Genomic DNA, 17,817 nt, shown 5'->3' on the forward strand with positions numbered 1-17,817 from the left:
GTCCCCGAACTCGGGGACGGGCTCCTCCGGTGTTACGGACGGATCAGTTCACGGCGCCGATGGAGACGGTGCCGCGGCCGACGACCGCACCCTCGTTCGTGACGATCGCCAGCTCACCGGAGAGCTGACGTCCGTCGGCCGGAACCGCCACCGCCGTCACCGTGCCGGTGATGGTGGTCGACTCGCCGTGCAGGAGCGGCACCGCGACGGCCGGCGCGGTGATCGTGCCCAGCGAGGCGGACGCGAACGCGTCGTAGTAGTCGTAGGCGGTGCTGGTGCCCGGCCCGTCGACCCCGTACGGCTCCACCACGACGCGGTAGGTGCCGGCCGTGGGGTTGGTCAGCGTCACCGCCTCCTCCGAGTCGCCGTCGGCGGAGCGGCCGACCTCGGCGTCACCCCGGTAGACGAACAGGTCCAGGTCGGAGCCCCCGTTGGCGGGGTTGCCGATCCGGGCGGTGAACGTCGACGTCCCGGCCGGGATCTCGACGGTCCACTCCTGGTTGGGGCCACCCTCGGTGATGGTCGGACGCTCGGTGCGCACACCGGTCAGCGCGCCGCTGCGGCCGCTGACCGAGACCGGGCCGAAGGCGTTGGTGACGTCCCAGCTCACCGGGGTCGGCTCGCCGGCCTCGACACTGGGCAGCTCGACCAGCGCCGGCTCGACCGTCAGGCCCTGCACCCGCGCCTGGAGCTTGAACGGGTTGTTCATCGCCGGGGAGGTCCGCCGCGACTCCACCTCGATCTCCCAGACCCCGGGAAGCGGGTTCTGGTAGTCCCGCTCCTGGGGCTTGCAGACGTTGGCGTCGGAGAAGTTGGTGTAGCAGACGGTGCTGGTGGTTGCCTCCGTCGGCACACCCAGCGGGTTGATGGCGATGAACCGGGTCTGCGAGCCAGTGGCGATCCCGGAGAGGTTCACCTGGAGCGCCTTGGCACCCTCCGGCACCGTCACGAAGTACGACGTGAAGCCGTTCCGGTCGACCGATCCCTCGTTGGCGTACGAGAACGTCGGCTTCTTCACGTCGTTCGAGACCACGACCACAGTGGAGACCTCGAAGTCGACCACGTTCGTGGCCGGGTCGTCGATCCTCATGATCGCGCCGTGCGCGCCCTCAACGGTCGGCTTGGCGGTGACGGAGACGGTGACGGCCTTGTTGAGCGGCAGTGCAACCGTCTTCGGCGCCTTGAACGTGCCGTCGTTGCCCTGGAGCGTGATGTTGTGCTTGATGGTGCCGGCCGGGCCGCTGGTGCGAGTGATCTTGACCGGGTAGGTCTTGCTCTGCCCGACCTTGTGGCCACCCTGGGCCGAGCCGCAGCGGTTGTAGACGCCGGTGCCCCGACCCGGGTTCGGCACGAACTTCACGCCGTCCCAGATGGTCAGTTGGCCGGACAGCGGGGTGCAGACCGCCGCGTCGGAGACGTACGACCGGGTCTCGACGCCCTGGCGCAGCAGTTTCCACGCACCCGGCACGTTGACCATGCCGTAGCCCTGCGCGTACGTCGGCACGTCGGCGATCGGCTTTGCCGAGCTGAACATCGCCCGCCGCAGCGCCGCCGGGCTGACGCCCCGGTCGGTGGCCTTGGCTGCCGACAGCAGCAACGCGCCGGCACCGGCCGTCTGCGGGGAGGCCATCGAGGTGCCGTTCAGCATCGCGTAGCCCGGGGGCAACGCGTAGCCGGCCTCGGGGACCGGGGCACCCAGCTGCCAGGTCGGTGCGGTGGAGATGGCCGAGCCGGGGGCGGCGATGTTCGGCTTGAAACCGCCGTCCTCGCGCGGGCCACGGGAGGAGAAGTTGAACAGCGCGTTCTTCTTCCGCACAACCGAGCCGTAGTTGGCCAGCCAGGTGTCCTTGCTGATGCTGGCGGCGGCGCTGATCACGTTGCTGGCGACGGACGGGTCGCCGACGGTGTTGAGGCCCGGGCCGGAGTTGCCGGCCGAGATCACGAGCTGCACACCGTACGTGTCGATCAGTTCGTTGTAGAGGCTCGCCCGGGCGTTGTTGCCGTCGTTCAGGCCCGGGAGCCCGCCGATCGACATGTTGACGATGTCGACCCCGCGGTTGGCCACCAGGTCGATCATGCCGGTGGTGAGAGCCGCCGCGGTGCAGCCGCCGCCCCAGGAGCAGGCGCGGGCGGAAACCAGCTTGGCGCCGGGGGCCGCGCCGTCGAAGACGTTGTTGCCCAGCATGTCGTTGGCGGCGGTGATGCCGGCGACGTGGGTGCCGTGGGTGCTCTCGACGATGCCGATGTTGACGTAGTCGTAGGTGCCCGGAAGCCCGATCGGCTCAGTGTTCACGTTCTTGCGGAACTCGACGACGAACGGCTGCCGCTCGGCGACCGCTGTCGCCGGGTTGTCGGTGCCGAAGTAACCGACGTCGTACTTCTCCTTGTACGGCCGCATCATCACGTCGTCGGTGAAGTTGCGGTTCTGGTTGGCGTCCACCCAGATGTTGTTGGTGGCCGGGTCGTAGAGCACACCCCAGACGTCGGTCGTGTCGCCGTCGCGGTTGACGTCACCCCGTGCGTCGCTGGCGGCGGTGACGGACTCGCTGAACTGGTTGAACCGGTACGTGCCGGCCGGTGCCGTCCAGGTGCCGCCCGCTATGGTGAACGACGGGCCGGTGACCTCGGCCTGCATCCGACGCCAGGTCGCGTCCTCCAGCGGGTCGGTCGCGGTGACCCAATCGACGATCTTGCGCTCGCCGGTGGTGGTCTGCTGGAGCGCCGGGTGCGCGAGGTCCACACCGGAGTCCATGATGCCGATCGTGACGCCCCGGCCGTCCCACTCCGGGTGGGCGTCAGTGAACGCGGCCGCACCCGTCTCGTTGGTCGGCATGTACGGGTTCGACGCCCGGGTGGCCTCGCCCGGTGCCGCGACCGTGGCCTGCCGCGCGCCGGCGGTGCCGGTGGTGGTCTGCTCGGGGGTCGGGTCCGGCAGTTTGATGACCTCGTCCAGGTCGACGGCCGAGACGCCGGGGAGCCGTGCCGCCGCGAGGGCCTTGTCGGTCGGGACCTTGGCCAGGACGAAGCCCACCTTGTCCTGCCGCTGGCTGACGGTGCCGCCGAGCTTGGTGAGGGCGTCGGCGACATCGCCCGCCTCACCCTTTTCGGTGGAGACGATCAGGGTGACGGTCGGGGCCTTCTTGGCCCTGGCCTCACCGAGCAGTTTGGCGTCGTGAGCGCCCAGCGTCTCGGCGGCGGTGGCCGGGGAAGCGTCCGGTGTGGTGACAGGAGCGGCGGCCGCTGTGGCGGCACCACCCACGACGGTCAGGGCGCTCGTCGCCAGGACCGACGCGAAGAGCGCGGCCGAGGTACGCCGGCTCAGATTTCGGGGTTTGCTCACGTTCTCTTTCCTCCAGAGAACAGGGCCCTCAGGGACCAGGGCACGTGGGTGAGCAAAATCTTTCGGGGTGTCGGTGAGCACTGTCACTACCGGCCAGTCCCTTGTGACCACTTCGTGACGTGCGTGCACACGCACTGTCACATGACTGACTAGCGGGCCGAGACCTCACCGGCCGGGTCGGCCAGCTCAGGCGCCTGCGGCTGCCGGGGCGCCAACTCGACCTGCGCGGGCGTCGCCAACTCCTCGTCCGACACTCCCAGCTCGGCGAGCTTTCGGGCGCTGACCAGCACCCGCGCCTCCAACGAGCCGACCGCACGGTTGTACGCGGTCACGGCGCCGGCCAGCGACGACCCGAGCTTGCCGACGTGATCGCCCAGAGTGGAGAGCCGCCCGTACAGCTCCCGGGCGAGGGTGTGCACCGCGAGGGCGTTGCGGGCCAGTGCCTCCTGCCGCCACGAGTAGGCCACAGTGCGGAGCAGGGCGACCAGTGTGGCCGGCGTGGCCAGCACCACGTTGCGGGTGAAGGCGTGCTCCAGCAGCGACGGGTCACGCTGGAGGGCGACGTCGAGGAACGGGTCGGCGGGGACGAACAGCACCACGAAGTCGGGCGAGTTGTCGAACGCCGACCAGTACGACTTGGCGGCCAGCGCGTCGACATGCCCGCGCAGGTGGCGGGCGTGCGCGTCGAGGTGGGTATCCCGGCCGCGCTCGTCGCGGGACTCCATGGCCGTCAGGTACGCGTCGAACGGCGCCTTGGCGTCCACCACCACCGACCGGCCGCCGTGCAGCCGGACCACCAGGTCGGGGCGGACAACCTGCCCGTCGTTGTCGGCGGTGACCTGCTCGGAGAAGTCGCAGTGCTCCAGCATCCCGGCCGCCTCGACGATCCGGCGCAACTGGTGCTCGCCCCAGCGACCCCGCACCTGTGGTGCCCGCAGCGCCGCCACCAACTGTTTGGTCTCGGTGCGCAGCTCACCGGAGACGGCGCTCATCGAGCGCACCTGCTCGCGCAGCTCGGCGTACGCGTCGACCCGGTCGTGCTCCAGCTCGGCCACCCGCTGCTCGTAGCGGCGCAGGGAGTCGTGCAGCGGGGCGACCGCGCGGGCCACCGCCTCCTGGGACTGCGCGGTCGCCTCGTAGCTCAGGGCCCGCATGGACTGCTCCAGCCGGCCCTCACCCTCTCGGGTGGCGGCCAGGGTGGCATCGAGGCGGGCGATGTCGGCCGCCGAGCGGGACCGGGCCGCGAGCCAGCCCACCGCCCCGCCGGCGCCGAGGCACACGATCACCACAAGCAGCGTCGAGACGTCCATCACCGGAGCTTGCCAGACGGATATGACGTGACACCCGGGGGTACGTTCGATGACATGGAACTTGTGCTCTGCCTCGCTGTCGTGCTGGTCGGCGCACTGGGCGCCGCAGCGCTCATCCGCGCTCAGGCCGGCGCCCGCAGGCGTACCGAGCTCGGCGACGCCCGCGCGGAGGCGCAACGGTGGTACGAGCGTCTCGGCGGCCAGTTGATGAACCTGCAGGGCGAAGAGCCGGCGGTCCGCCAGGCGCTGGCCGACGCCGGTGAGCGCTACAACGCGGCCGGCTCACAGCTGGAGCAGGCGCGTACGCCACACCAGTTCACGCTGGCTCGGGAGACCGCACTGGAAGGGCTCGCGTACATCCGGGCGGCGCGTACCGCGTTGGGCATCGACCCGGGCCCCGAGGTGCCGGCGCTGGCCGCCGCCCGTGGTGTGGGCCAGCTCACCAAGGAGCGCGAGGTCGACGTGCAGGGGCAGACGTTCCGGGCCGGCCCCCAGCCCGGCCGGGAAACGCCCTACTACTACCCGGGTGGGCGTTATCAGGGTCGGCCGGTGCCGGCGGGGTGGTATTCGACGCCCTGGTGGAAGACGGCGCTGGGTGCCGGCGCCGGTGTGCTCGGCGGCATCCTGATCGCCGACGCGCTGTTCTCGCCCGCCTTCGCCGATCCCGGCTACGGCTACGACGCCGGCTACCAGGAGGGCTTCGGTGACGGCGTCGACCAGGGCGGGGACGGCGGCGACCAGGGCGGCGGCGGCGACCAGGGCGGCGGCGGCGGCGACCAGGGCGGCGGCGACTACGCGGGCGGCGACTTTGGTGGCGGCGACTTTGGTGGCGGCGACTTTGGTGGCGGCGGCGATTTCGGCGGCGGCGACTTCTGACCGTCCTCCACTGATGCGAGCAAACAGGCCCCGGTCGTAGCGACCGGGGCCTGTTTGCCGTTCGGGTCAATCAGCCGGTGTTGCGCATTCCGGCGGCGATGCCGTTCACCGTCGTGAGCAGCGCCCGCTCCAGGGCGGTGCCGTCGCTCGGCGCACGTCGGCCACCCGGAGCGGTGGCCACCGCCCGCCCGGCAGCCCCGGACTCCCGGTACTGCCGCAGCAGCGCCACCTGGAGGTGGTGCAGCGGCTCCAGGTAGGTGTCGCGGACGGCCAGGGTGCGCTGGAGCACCGGCGAGTTTTCCAGCAGGGCCGGTGAGGCGGTGACCGCCAGCAGCTCCCGCTTGGTCAGCTCGTACTCCTGCTCGATCTGCTCGAAGATCGGGTGCAGCTTCTTCGGCACCAGCGTCTCGACATAGCGACGGGCGATGCTCAGGTCGGTCTTGGTCACCATCATCTCGACGTTCGACAGGAACGTGCGGAAGAAGTGCCAGTTACGGTGCATCTCGGCCAGCACGTCAGCCAGTCCGGCCTCACGCGCGGCGGCCAGGCCGGAGCCGACGCCGAACCAACCCGGCACGATCTGCCGGGTCTGCGTCCAGCCGAACACCCACGGGATGGCCCGCAGACCGGACAGGCCCGCGCCGGTGTTCGGGCGCTTCGCCGGCCGGGAGCCGATGTTGAGTGCGCCGAGCAGCTCGGTGGGGGTGGACGCCCAGAAGTACGCCGGCAGGTCCGGGTCCTCGACGAGCGACCGGTAGGAGCGGAACGCGGACTCGGAGACCACGTCCATGGTCGCGTCCCAGCGTTCCAACATCTCGGCCGGCTGCCGCGGTGCGGTGTGCAGCAGGGTCGCCTGGAGCACCGCCGCGAGGGTGAGCTCCAGGTTTTCCCGGGCCAGTGACGGCAGGGTGTACTTGTCGGAGATCACCTCACCCTGCTCGGTCACCTTGATCGCGCCGTCCATCGTCCCGTACGGCTGGGCCAGGATCGCCTCGTGCGTCGGCCCGCCGCCACGACCGACCGTGCCACCCCGGCCGTGGAACAGCCGCAGGTGCACCCCGTGCCGGGCCGCCACGTCACGCAGCGCGCGCTGCGCCCGGTGGATCGACCACTGGCTGGTGGTGATCCCGGCTTCCTTGTTGGAGTCGGAGTAGCCGAGCATGACCTCCTGCACGTCGCCTCGGGCGCTCACCAACGCCCGGTACGCGGGCAGCGAAAGCAGCTCGTCGAGGAGTTCACCACCGGCGTTCAGCTCGGCCGGGGTCTCCAGCAGCGGCACGAACCCGACCCGGGCCCGCCCACTGTGCACGTCCACCAGGCCGGCCTCGCGGGCCAGCACCACGGCGGCCAGCACGTCGTCGACACCCAGGGTCATCGAGATGATGTACGACTCGATCACCTCGGAGCCGAACCGGTCCTGTGCCTCCCGGATGGTGCTGAACACGTCGAACGTCTTACGGGCCGGCTCGGACAGCGCCGTGTCCAGTGTGGACAGCGGCCGGCGGCCGGTCAGCTCGTCGGCGAGAAGCTTGGTGCGCTCCAGGCGGGTCAGCGCCGGGTAGTCGGAGACCTCGCCGACGGCCTCGTAGAGCTGGGCGAGCACCGCGTGGTGCGCCTCGGCGTGCTCCCGGACGTCCATCGTGGCCAGGTGCAGGCCGAACGCGGACACCGTACGGATGGTGGAGGCCAGCCGGCCGACGGCGGTGAGCTGCCCGGAGTTGCGGGCCAGCGACGCGCGCAGCAGATCCAGGTCGGCGATCAGCTCGGCGGAGCCCCGGTAGTCCCGACCCGGCACGTGCCCGGTTCCCTGGCGCAGCCTCTGCCGGGTGTTGGCGAGCTTCGCTTTCACGCAGCGCGCCTTGAGCCGGTACGGCTCCTCCGCGTTGACCCGCCGGAACCGCGTCGCCACCTCGGGCAGCGCGTCCAGATCGGCGGCGAGGCTGGCGGAGAGGTCCAGGGAAACCCCGCGCAGCCGGCGGGAGACCGACACCTCGTTGATCAGGTGGTCCATGGCCTTCTCGGTGGCCGCGATGCCGTGCTCGTGCTGGATGGTCAGCACCTCACGGGTGACCGCCGGGGTGACGAACGGGTTGCCGTCGCGGTCACCGCCGATCCAGGTGCCGAAGCTCAGCGGCCGTGCCGTCGGTGAGGTCTCCACCCCGAGGGTGCGCAGCGTGTCGGCCAGGTCGTCGAGCACCTGCGGGGCGGCCTCGGCGTACAGGTCGCGCAGGTAGTAGATGGCGTTGCGGGCCTCGTCGGTCGGGTCCGGCCGGTCGAGTCGCAGCTCGTCGGTCTGCCACATCAGGTCCAGCAGCTCGGCCAGGCGACGGTTGGCGGGGCCCTCGTCGCTGGCGCCGTAGAGGATCGCGTTGGCGGTCTCGGTGTCCAACTCGTCGGCGATCGCCCGCAGCTTGGACAGGATCGAGCGGCGGGCCGCCTCGGTGGGGTGCGCGGTGAAGACCGGTCGGACCGCCAACCGGCGGGCCGCGTTGGCGATCTCTTCGGCGGGCACCCCGCGCTCGGCGATCATCTTGGCCGCCTGGTCCAGCCACCCGCCCTGCACCGCTCGGCGGCGGCGCAGATCCCGTGCGCGGTGCACCTGCTCGGTGATGTTGGCCAGGTGGAAGTAGGTGGAGAAGGCGCGCGCCAGCTTGGTGCCGGTGGTCACGTCGAGCCCGCCGAGGCGCTGGGCGGCCGCCGGTGCGTCGGTGCGGACCTGGGCGCGGATCTCCTCGACGAGGTCGAGCAGTGGGCGACCCTCCTGGCGGGCCAGGGTCTGCCCGAGCAGGGTGCCGAGCCGGCGGATGTCGGCACGCAGCGCGGCGTCCGGGCCGTCGTGGTCATGCTGATCGGTCACGGTGCGCTCCCTTACGTGGGTACGAAGGACAGCGCTGTCCGACTCACTGGATGGTATCCGCGTGCACCGGATGTCTGGAGGACCCCCGGGCGATCCAGTGCCCCTGGAACGGTGTTTTCGGACGTGATCTCAACCACCGTCGCCGGCGGGAGCGGGGCCGGGGCGGGTCGGGCCGGAGTCGGAGGTGACGGCCCGGCGACCGCGGACGAGGCTCGCGCCGAGCAGACCCAGCCCGCCGAGCACCGCCCAGAGCGCGAGGGCGAAGGCCGGCCAGCCGGCTGATCGCCAGTCGAAGTAGACCGCCGCCTTGCTCAGGTCGTTGGCGAGGCCGGGGATGTTCCACCGGTGCATGCCGCGCAGCACGCCGGGCAGGAACTCGGGCGCGTAGATGCCACCGGAGCCGGGGTTTCCGAGCACCACCAGAAGCAGGATGACCAGCGCGGTGCCCGCGACGCCGAGCCAGCCCTGGATGGCGCTGGCGAACATCGCGGCGGCGAAGACGGCCAGCGCGCCGATCGCGGCGATCGTCGGTACGTCGTGGTGCCAGATGTCCAGCACCGGTCCGACCACGACCGCGCCGGCGATGCCGAGCAGCACGCTGTAGACCGCCAGGGCGGCGATGCGCAGTCCGGCCCGCCGCACCGTACGTGGGGTGGTGCCGGCGGATATCCCGAGCACTGTCGAGGCCAGGTAGCCGCCGAGCACGTAGCCGACGTTCAGGTAGAAGGGCACCACCCCGCGCGGGTCGGCCGAGGTGACCGGCACCTCGTCGACGACCTGTAGCGGGGTGCCGCTGCGGGTGGCGGCGGTGGTGAGCACCTCCTTGATCGCGCTGGTGGCGGAGGGACCGGAGGCGCTCGCGATGGTGAGGAGCAGGCCGTTGTCGGGGCCGGTGCTGAGCACGGCGTACACCGCGCGGCTGAGCAGCCCGTGCTCGGCGGCGCTCGCGTCGTCGTACCCGACGGATTTGATGATGTTGGTCTGACCGCGCACGGCGTCGAGCGTCGCCTGGGCGCGCTGGTCGCCGAGGGCGACGCCGACCGGTAGGTCGCGGGGTGTGGGCTGGTGCAGTGCGCCGACGTAGGCCGCGATGAACGCGGTGGCGAGCACCAGGGTGCCGAGAAGCAACCCGATGCTGCGCGGCGCCCAGTCCCGGTCTCGGCCCTGCGATGCGGTGTCCACGTTGTGAGCCTATGGCCGGTTTTGTGATCGGCAGGGCGGAAATCGGTTGGCCGGACCGTTAGCGTTCGATCATGGTGTCGCTGAAATACCCGCCCAAACCCCGGCCTGGCGACCGGGTCGCGGTCGTCTCACCCTCCGCCGGCCTGCCAGCCGTCTTCCCCCACGTGTACGAGTTGGGGCTGCGCCGGCTGCGCGAGGAACTCGGCCTGGAGCCGGTGGAGTATCCGACCACCCGGGTCCTGGGGGCCGACCCGCGCGACCGGGCCCGCGACCTGACCGCAGCCTTCGCCGACCCGAGCATCACCGCGGTGCTCGCCACTGTCGGCGGCGACGACCTGATCACGGTCACCCCGCACCTCGACAATGACGTGCTGCGGGCCAACCCCAAGCCCTACTTCGGCTACTCCGACAACACCAACGTGCTCAACCACCTCTACCGGCTGGGCATCGTCGCCTACCACGGTGGGTCGGTGCTGGTGCATCTCGGCCGGCCAGGCTCGCCGCACCCGCTGACCTTCGCCTCGCTGCGCGCGGCCCTGTTCACCACCGACTGGTACGAGTTGACGCCCGCCCATGACTGGGGGGACCGGCCGAACCCGTGGAACGAGCCGGAGACGCTGGCCCACGAGCCGGAGATGCTGCCCGGCGCGGGTTGGCGCTGGCAGGGCCCGCAGCGGGAGGTGCGGGGGCGCACCTGGGGCGGCAACCTGGAGATCCTGCACTGGTTGCTGGCCACCGACCGGGTGCCCACCGCCGCCGAGCTGGACGGGTCAGTGCTTCTCGTCGAGACCTCCCAGGAGATGCCCGGCGCACAGGAGGTGTTCCGGATCGTGCGGAACATGGGGGAGCGGGGCCTGCTCGCCGCCTTCCCGGCCATCGTCGTCGGTCGCCCCAAGGCCTGGGACTTCAACAAGCCCCTGTCGGTGCCGGAACGGCAGGCGTGGGGCGACGCCCAGCGGGAGGCGATCACCCGCGCGCTCGCGCAGTACAACCCGGACGCGGTGGTGGTCTTCGACGTCGACCTCGGCCACACCGACCCGCAGTTGATCATCCCGTACGGCGGGGAGATCCGGGTGGACGCCGTGGCGCGCAGGATCTCGGTGCGCTACTGACCGGCCGACCGCGCGTTGCCGCTGCGGGTGGCGTCAGGGGTTGACGGCTGCGCGTTGCCGCCGCGGTCGGTGGCGTCAGGGGTTGACGACGGCGAAGGCCCGGACCGGGAAGGTGCCCATGCCGGCCACCCTCGGTGGGGCCGCGGTGAACCGGAACCCCGTCGGGGGCAGCGCGTCCAGGCCGGTCAGGTGCTCCACGATCGGGATGCCGGCGGCGAGCAGCGCGCTGTGCGCGGGGCGCTGACCTCCGGCCGCCGGGCTCATGTCGTCGATGTTGATCGAGTCGATGCCGACCAGGGTCGCGCCCGCGTCAACCAGCGCCTGGGCTGCGTCCCCGGTCAGGTACGGCGCCTCCGGCGCGCCGTACCGCTCGGTGCCGAAGTGCGCATCCCACCCGGTGTGCAGCAGGACCGCGCGCCCGGCCACCTCGTACGGGGCCAGCATCAACCGGTCCACGGCCCGAACGCCGGCCGGCACCCGGACCACCACCCCGGGCAGGTCGGCGAGGCTGTCCAGCGACACCCCGGTCAGGTCGTCGCCGCCCGCCCAGCGATGGGCGGGAGTGTCCACGTACGTGCCGGTGTTGGCGATCAGGTCGATCCGCGCCACGTGGAACTCGGTGCCCGGCGCGTACCGCTCGCGGGATGCCGCGAACGTCAGCCAGTCGGTGATCCGCGGCCCCGGCCAGCCCGGCAGGGTGATCATCCCGTCGCTGATCACGTGGCTCAGCTCGACCAGCCTGCGGGCGGGCGCCGGCCGGTCAACGGCAACGCCCCGGCCGCCCTTGTGCGGCTCTTCGATGATCGTCTTCGCGCTGATCCGCACCTCGGCGACCATCAGCAACCCAAGGTGCCGGACGAACAACGCCGCCAGGTCGTCGTCGCTGATCTCCTGACCGGGGATGTCCAGCCGGAACCCCTCGGTGCGCAGCCCGCCGCCGTTGGCGAAGCTCCCCTCCGCGTCGAACTGTGCCCGCCACTGCTCATCCACCCCGAAACCCGACCATGTCAGAAGCCCGCCGGTCAAGATCTATCTCCCGTTTCCGACCGCCTCGGGCTGCCGGGTTCGGGCTCCCGCCCCAAGATCCGCACAACATCAGGGAAAGTGCTGCCTCCCGCGCCCCGGAAGCAGCAACTTCCCCGAAGTTGCGTGGATCTTGGGGTGGTTCACGGGCCCGCGCGGGCGTGGCGCGGGCCTGGGTTGAGGGTGCGCGGCGCGGGGTGCGGGTCGTGGGGGTGTGGGGCGTGAGGCGCGGGCCTGGGCTGAGGGTGCGCGGCGCGGGGTGCGGGTCGTGGGGGTGTGGGCCGTGGGGGTGTGGGGCGCTGACCTGGGCGAAGGCGGCGTGCGCGGGCTTGGGTGCGGGGCGTGGACCTGGGTCGAGGGGGTGCGCGGGTGGGGTGCCGCGCGCCGCGCGGCGTGGACCTGAGCGGAAGGGGGTGTGTGTCGGTGGACGGGGATAGGCTTGTCGTCGTGCACCCCCCGTCCGGCTGGACGAGGGGCCGCCGTCGTGTGCGTCGATCCCCGGGAAGGATTCCCTTGCTCACCGGTCTGTTCTCCGCCGCCCTGGCCGACCCCGGGCTGACCCGGGCGCGTGACCTGGCGCGCTCCGGTGCCGCCCAGGTCGACGGCCTCGACATCACCGCCCCTGCGGCATTGCGCCCATTCGCGGTCGCTGCGGTCGCGGCCGACCCCGACGGCACCGGGGGTGGGGCCGGGCGACCCGTGCTCGCGGTGACCGCCACCAGCCGGGAGGCCGACGACCTGGCCGCCGCGCTGGGTGGGTTGCTGCCAGCGGAGCAGGTGGTGGTCTTCCCCTCCTGGGAGACGCTGCCGCACGAGCGGCTGTCGCCACGCTCGGACACGGTGGGCCGACGGCTGGCCGTGCTGCGCCGGTTGGCGCACCCGGAGGCTGCCGACGCGCACGGGAGCACCGGGCCTCTGCGGGTGGTCGTGGCTCCGGTCCGTTCGCTGCTCCAACCGCAGCTCAAGGGGCTCGGCGATCTGGAGCCGGTGCAGCTCGCCGCCGGTGAGGAGGCCGACCTGGAGGAGGTCGCCCGCCGGCTGATCGACATGGCGTACGCCCGGGTCGACCTGGTCACCAAGCGCGGCGAGTTCGCCGTGCGCGGCGGCATCCTGGACGTCTTCCCGCCCACCGACGAGCACCCGTCCCGGGTCGAGTTCTGGGGCGACGAGGTGGAGGAGATCCGCACCTTCGCCGTCGCCGACCAGCGGACCATCGAGCAGGTTCCGCTGCTGTGGGCACCGCCCTGCCGGGAGTTGCTGCTGACCCCGGAGGTCCGTGACCGGGCCGCCGCGCTGGCCGAGCAGCACCCCGAGTTGGCGGAGATCCTCGACAAGCTGGCCGAGGGCATCCCGGTGGAGGGGATGGAGTCGTTGGCGCCGGTGCTGGTCGGTCCCGACTCGCTGGAGCTGCTGCTGGACGCGATGCCGTCCGGCACCCACGTGCTGCTCTGCGACCCGGAGCGCATCCGCACCCGGGCGCACGACCTGGTGCGTACCTCGGAGGAGTTTCTCCAGGCCAGCTGGGCCGCCGCTGCGGTCGGCGGCCAGGCCCCGGTGGACGTCGGCGCCGCCGCCTTCCGCACTCTCGGTGAGGTGCGCGCCACAGCCGGCAAACTCGGCCAGCCGTGGTGGACGCTGTCCCCGTTCGGTCTCGTGGAGGCGGAGACCGCGGAGACCCGGCAGCCCTGGGAGGACGCGCCGGAGCAGGCCGCGGTCACCCCGGACGACGCCATCGCTGTGACCCTCGCCGCCCAGCCGGCCCCGCTCTACCACGGCGAGACCAGCCGGGTGGTCGACGACCTCAAGCGCTGGGCCGGCGAGGGCTGGTCGATCGCGCTGGTCTTCGAGGGCCACGGCCCCGCCCAACGGGCGGTGGAGGTGCTGCGCGACGCCGGGCTGGGCGCCCGGTTGACCGAGGAGGTGCCGACGGCGCCGGTCGCCGGTGAGCTGGTGGTCACCTGCGGTGCGCTGAGCAGCGGGTTCGTCGACGAGGCGTCCCGTTTCGTGCTGTTGACCGGCAACGACGTGACCGGCGGTCGGGGCACCTCGACGCGGGACATGCGCAAGATGCCGAGCCGGCGGCGCAACACCATCGACCCGCTGGAGCTGAAGGCCGGCGACCACGTCGTGCACGAGCAGCACGGCATCGGCCGCTACGTCGAGCTGGTGCAGCGCACCGTCAACGGGGCCAGCCGCGAATACCTGGTGATCGAGTACGCGGCCAGCAAGCGTGGTCAGCCCGGCGACCGCCTGTTCGTCCCCACCGACCAGCTCGACCAGCTCTCCCGTTACGTGGGCGGCGAGCAGCCGACGTTGCACAAGATGGGCGGCTCGGACTGGCAGAAGTCCAAGGCCCGGGCCCGTAAGGCGGTGCGGGAGATCGCCGCGCAGCTCATCCAGCTCTACGCAGCCCGCAAGGCGTCCAAGGGCCACTCGTTCGGCCCGGACACCCCCTGGCAGCGGGAGTTGGAGGACGCCTTCCCCTGGCAGGAGACGCCGGACCAGCTCGCCGCGATCGACGAGGTCAAGCGGGACATGGAGCAGACCGTCCCGATGGACCGGCTGATCTGCGGCGACGTCGGCTACGGCAAGACCGAGATCGCGGTCCGGGCGGCGTTCAAGGCGGTGCAGGACGGCAAGCAGGTGGCGGTGCTGGTGCCGACCACGCTGCTGGTGCAGCAGCACTACAACACGTTCGCCGAGCGGATGAGCCAGTTCCCGGTGGAGATCCGGCAGCTGTCGAGGTTCCAGACCCCGAAGGAGACCGAGCGGACGCTGGAGATGGTCGCCGACGGCACCGTCGACATCGTCATCGGCACCCACCGGCTGCTCCAGACCGCGACCCGGTTCAAGCAGTTGGGCCTGGTGGTCGTCGACGAGGAGCAGCGCTTCGGTGTCGAGCACAAGGAGCACCTGAAGACGCTGCGCGCGTCGGTCGACGTGCTGAGCATGTCGGCGACCCCGATCCCGCGCACCCTGGAGATGGCGATCACCGGCATCCGGGAGATGTCCACCATCGCCACTCCACCGGAGGAGCGGCACCCGGTGCTCACCTTCGTCGGCGCGCAGGACGACCGGCAGGTGGCGGCGTCCATCCACCGCGAGTTGCTCCGCGACGGGCAGGTCTTCTACCTGCACAACCGGGTCGAGTCGATCGACCGGGCGGCGCGGCGACTGCGGGAGCTGGTGCCCGAGGCGCGGGTCGCGGTGGCGCACGGCCAGATGGGTGAGGACGCTCTGGAGAAGGTCATGGTCGGCTTCTGGGAGAAGGAGTTCGACGTCCTGGTCTGCACCACGATCGTGGAGTCGGGCATCGACATCCCCAACGCCAACACGCTGATCGTGGAGCGGGCCGACCTGCTCGGCCTGGCCCAGCTGCACCAGATTCGTGGCCGGGTCGGCCGGGGCCGGGAGCGGGCGTACGCGTACTTCCTCTACCCGCCGGAGAAGCCGCTCACCGAGCACGCCCACGAGCGGCTGGCGACCATCGCGCAGCACACCGAGTTGGGCGCCGGCATGTACGTGGCAATGAAGGACCTGGAGATCCGGGGCGCCGGCAACCTGCTCGGCGGTGAGCAGTCCGGGCACATCGAGGGCGTCGGCTTCGACCTGTACGTGCGGATGGTCGGCGAGGCGGTCTCCGCGTTCAAGGGTGAGCGGTCGGAGGACGAGCCCGACGTCAAGATCGACCTGCCGATCGACGCGCACCTGCCGCACGACTACGTGAGCGTGGAGCGGCTGCGCCTGGAGATGTACCGCAAGCTCGCCGAGGCGCGGGACGAGGAGCGGCTGACCGAGGTGGTCGCCGAGATGACCGACCGGTACGGCGAGCCGCCGGCGCCGGTGCAGAACCTGGTGGAGGTGGCCCGGTTCCGCCTGCTGGCCCGCCGGTACGGCCTCACCGACGTGTCGATGCAGGGCAAGCACGTGCGGTTCGGCCCGTTGCCGTTGCCGGATTCGAAGCAGATGCGGCTCAAGCGCTACCACCCGGACGCCGTCTACAAGCAGGCCACCGACCAGGTCAGCGTGCCTCGGCCGAGCACCCGTCGGATCGGCGGGGAGCCGCTGCGTGACCAGGCGCTGTTGCAGTGGTGCGCGCAGTTGCTCTCCGATGTGCTCGGTGCCCCCGCTCCGCTCGCCGTCGCGGCCGGGTCAGGTGCGGCCGGGTGACGCGCCGCGGTGAACTGGAAGCTCGGTGAGGTGGGGGCCGTCACAGCACGGGAGAGGGCATGAGAGAGTGACGGGCATGCGTGCTCGCCGTGTGATCGCCGCCGCCAGCGTCGCGGCCCTGGGTGTCCTCTCCCTCGCTGCCTGCGGTAAGTCCGCACCGGGGGTCGCCGCGTACGTCGGTGACACCACCTATTCGGTGCAACGGGTCGACGAGATCCACGCCGAGGCCCAGGCGAAGTACGAGACGACCGCCCGGGCGGCGTTCCAGCAGCAGAACGGGCCGTCCGCGTCTCCCTCGCCGGAGATGCTCCGGATCGACGCGACCCCACAGGACATGCTCAACCTGCTCGTCGGCATCGACCTGGCCAAGCGGATCGTCGCGGAGAAGAAGATCCCGGTCCAGGACCAGCTCAAAGCCGACGAGTTGGGCAAGAGTTTCGGAGCTCCTGGCTCCGAGTACGCGAAGCTCGCCGCTGACTGGTACAACCTCTTCCTCGCCCTCCAGGCGGGTCTGCCGCCGGCCGAGCTGACCGACGAGCTGCGGTCGGTCGTCTACGCCAAGATGGTGGAGGGCGAGGTGGCCCCGGCCGGCTGGACGGTCGAGCAGCAGCGTTCGGCGTTCGCCGATCCGGCCATCGCCCCGCAGGTGGCCGCGGTGGTGGCCCTCAGCGCGGCGTTCGAGGCAGAGGTGGAGCGGGAGGACGTCTCGCTCAACCCGCGCTACTCCGCGCTGGAGATTCCGGCCCTGCTCCAGGTGCCGAACGGGGGCTTCGGCAGGTACAGCCTTCCCTACCTGGAGAAGTCGGGCACCGTCACCGACATCTCCACCCCGGATCCGCTTCCGTCGGGCGCCAACCCGAGCGACGACGCAACAGCCCCGAGCGACGCGGCCACGCCCCCGAGCGGCGAGGGCACGGCCAGCTGAGCATGACGGCACGGATCGTCCTCCTGGTCACCTCACCCCGGTTGCCCGCCGGCCTGCTGACCTCCGCGGCCTGGGATGTCGTACGCCAGCACCCGGTGTTGACCGGCGCGGAGACCGAGCTGGTCACGGCCGTGCGCCAGGCGGGCGCCGAGGTCACAGTGGTGGACGGGCCGGCGACGCAGCCGTTGCTGGATGCGGTGGCCACGCACGGCACTGTGGTGTGGTTGGCCGGTCCGGCGGGCGACGAGGCGCTGGCCCGTGAGTTGGGTCTGCGGTTGGCCCGGCAGCCGGGGTTGGCCGAGATGGAGCTGATGTACGGCTCGTGGGATCCGCCGGGCGCCCGACTGCTCGACGCGGTGGCCGTGATGGACCGGCTGGCCTCCCCGGGCGGCGACCCGTGGAAACGCGCGCAGACGCACCGCAGCCTCGCCGGTTATCTGCTGGAGGAGAGCTACGAGGCGTACGACGCGATCAGCGCCGACGACACCGACGCGCTCCGCGAGGAGTTGGGTGACGTCCTGTTGCAGGTGGTGCTGCACGCGCGGCTCGCCGAGGAGTTGCCCGAGGACGAGCGGTGGACCATCGACGACGTGGCCGGTGGCCTGGTCGACAAGATGATCCGGCGCAATCCGCACGTCTTCGCGGGTGCCGAGGCGGGCACTCTGGAGGACATCACCGAGAACTGGGAGCGGATCAAGCGTGCTGAGAAGGCACGCGACTCGGTGCTGGACGGCGTGGCCCTGAGCCAGCCCGCCCTGGCCCTGGCCGCACAGATCCTGAAGCGCGCCGCCCGTAGGGGCATCGAGGTCCCACCGCCGTTGGCCGCCACCCAGGTGGACGCCGAAGCAAGGTTGGGCGCGAGCCTCCTGGCCACGGTAGCGGCGGCCCGCGAGGCGGGCATCGACCCGGAGGCGGCCCTGCGCCGCGCCACCCTGGCCTACGCGGAGGCCATCCGAACCGCCGAAAGCCCACCCGCCGAAACCCCCACCCCCGAGCCCCCAGATCCGCGTTGATCATGAAGT

10 protein-coding genes are annotated in these 17,817 nt (G+C 71.5%); 5 read left to right on the forward strand and 5 right to left on the reverse strand.

Annotated elements, in window-relative coordinates:
• Nucleotides 1-43: 43 nt before the first annotated feature.
• Nucleotides 44-3,340: a S8 family serine peptidase gene (locus GA0070619_RS00455; RefSeq protein WP_088946222.1), complete on the reverse strand. Its 3,297-nt coding sequence runs from the start codon at nucleotides 3,338-3,340 to the stop codon at nucleotides 44-46.
• A gap of 149 nt (nucleotides 3,341-3,489) precedes the next feature.
• A complete protein-coding gene (gene rmuC, locus GA0070619_RS00460) occupies nucleotides 3,490-4,650 on the reverse strand; it encodes a DNA recombination protein RmuC (protein ID WP_088946223.1) in 1,161 nt (386 codons plus the stop codon).
• 54 nt (nucleotides 4,651-4,704) lie between these two features.
• On the opposite strand from rmuC, the gene GA0070619_RS00465 reads away from it, so the two are divergent.
• Entirely contained in the window at nucleotides 4,705-5,526 is an 822-nt protein-coding gene (locus GA0070619_RS00465; RefSeq protein ID WP_088946224.1) for a hypothetical protein, read from the forward strand.
• Between the two features lie 70 nt (nucleotides 5,527-5,596).
• Here GA0070619_RS00465 and ppc read toward each other — a convergent pair whose 3' ends face one another.
• Both ppc and GA0070619_RS00475 read right to left on the reverse strand, forming a co-directional pair.
• Nucleotides 5,597-8,383, reverse strand: coding sequence for a phosphoenolpyruvate carboxylase (gene ppc / locus GA0070619_RS00470; protein WP_088946225.1), 2,787 nt, complete (start codon nucleotides 8,381-8,383; stop codon nucleotides 5,597-5,599).
• Nucleotides 8,384-8,512: 129 nt separating this feature from the next.
• Nucleotides 8,513-9,565: a hypothetical protein gene (locus GA0070619_RS00475; protein ID WP_088946226.1), complete on the reverse strand. Its 1,053-nt coding sequence runs from the start codon at nucleotides 9,563-9,565 to the stop codon at nucleotides 8,513-8,515.
• Between the two features lie 71 nt (nucleotides 9,566-9,636).
• On the opposite strand from GA0070619_RS00475, the gene GA0070619_RS00480 reads away from it, so the two are divergent.
• Nucleotides 9,637-10,677, forward strand: coding sequence for a S66 family peptidase (locus GA0070619_RS00480; RefSeq protein WP_088946227.1), 1,041 nt, complete (start codon nucleotides 9,637-9,639; stop codon nucleotides 10,675-10,677).
• Nucleotides 10,678-10,752: 75 nt separating this feature from the next.
• Here GA0070619_RS00480 and GA0070619_RS00485 read toward each other — a convergent pair whose 3' ends face one another.
• Nucleotides 10,753-11,667 carry a cyclase family protein gene (locus GA0070619_RS00485; RefSeq protein WP_088946228.1) on the reverse strand — a complete coding sequence of 305 codons (915 nt, stop codon included), beginning with the start codon at nucleotides 11,665-11,667 and terminating at the stop codon, nucleotides 10,753-10,755.
• 546 nt (nucleotides 11,668-12,213) lie between these two features.
• On the opposite strand from GA0070619_RS00485, the gene mfd reads away from it, so the two are divergent.
• The 3 genes from mfd to GA0070619_RS00505 all read left to right on the forward strand — a co-directional run bounded on the left by mfd (nucleotide 12,214) and on the right by GA0070619_RS00505 (nucleotide 17,808).
• Nucleotides 12,214-15,870, forward strand: a complete 3,657-nt coding sequence (mfd, locus tag GA0070619_RS00495) for a transcription-repair coupling factor (protein ID WP_088946230.1) — start codon at nucleotides 12,214-12,216, stop codon at nucleotides 15,868-15,870.
• 76 nt (nucleotides 15,871-15,946) lie between these two features.
• Nucleotides 15,947-16,795: a hypothetical protein gene (locus tag GA0070619_RS00500; protein ID WP_157743862.1), complete on the forward strand. Its 849-nt coding sequence runs from the start codon at nucleotides 15,947-15,949 to the stop codon at nucleotides 16,793-16,795.
• Nucleotides 16,796-16,797: 2 nt separating this feature from the next.
• Complete coding sequence (locus tag GA0070619_RS00505; protein ID WP_088946232.1) at nucleotides 16,798-17,808, forward strand: nucleoside triphosphate pyrophosphohydrolase; 1,011 nt, start codon at nucleotides 16,798-16,800, stop codon at nucleotides 17,806-17,808.
• Nucleotides 17,809-17,817 lie beyond the last annotated feature (9 nt).

The sequence above is a fragment of the Micromonospora zamorensis genome (assembly GCF_900090275.1).
Classification (GTDB): Bacteria; Actinomycetota; Actinomycetes; order Mycobacteriales; family Micromonosporaceae; genus Micromonospora; species Micromonospora zamorensis.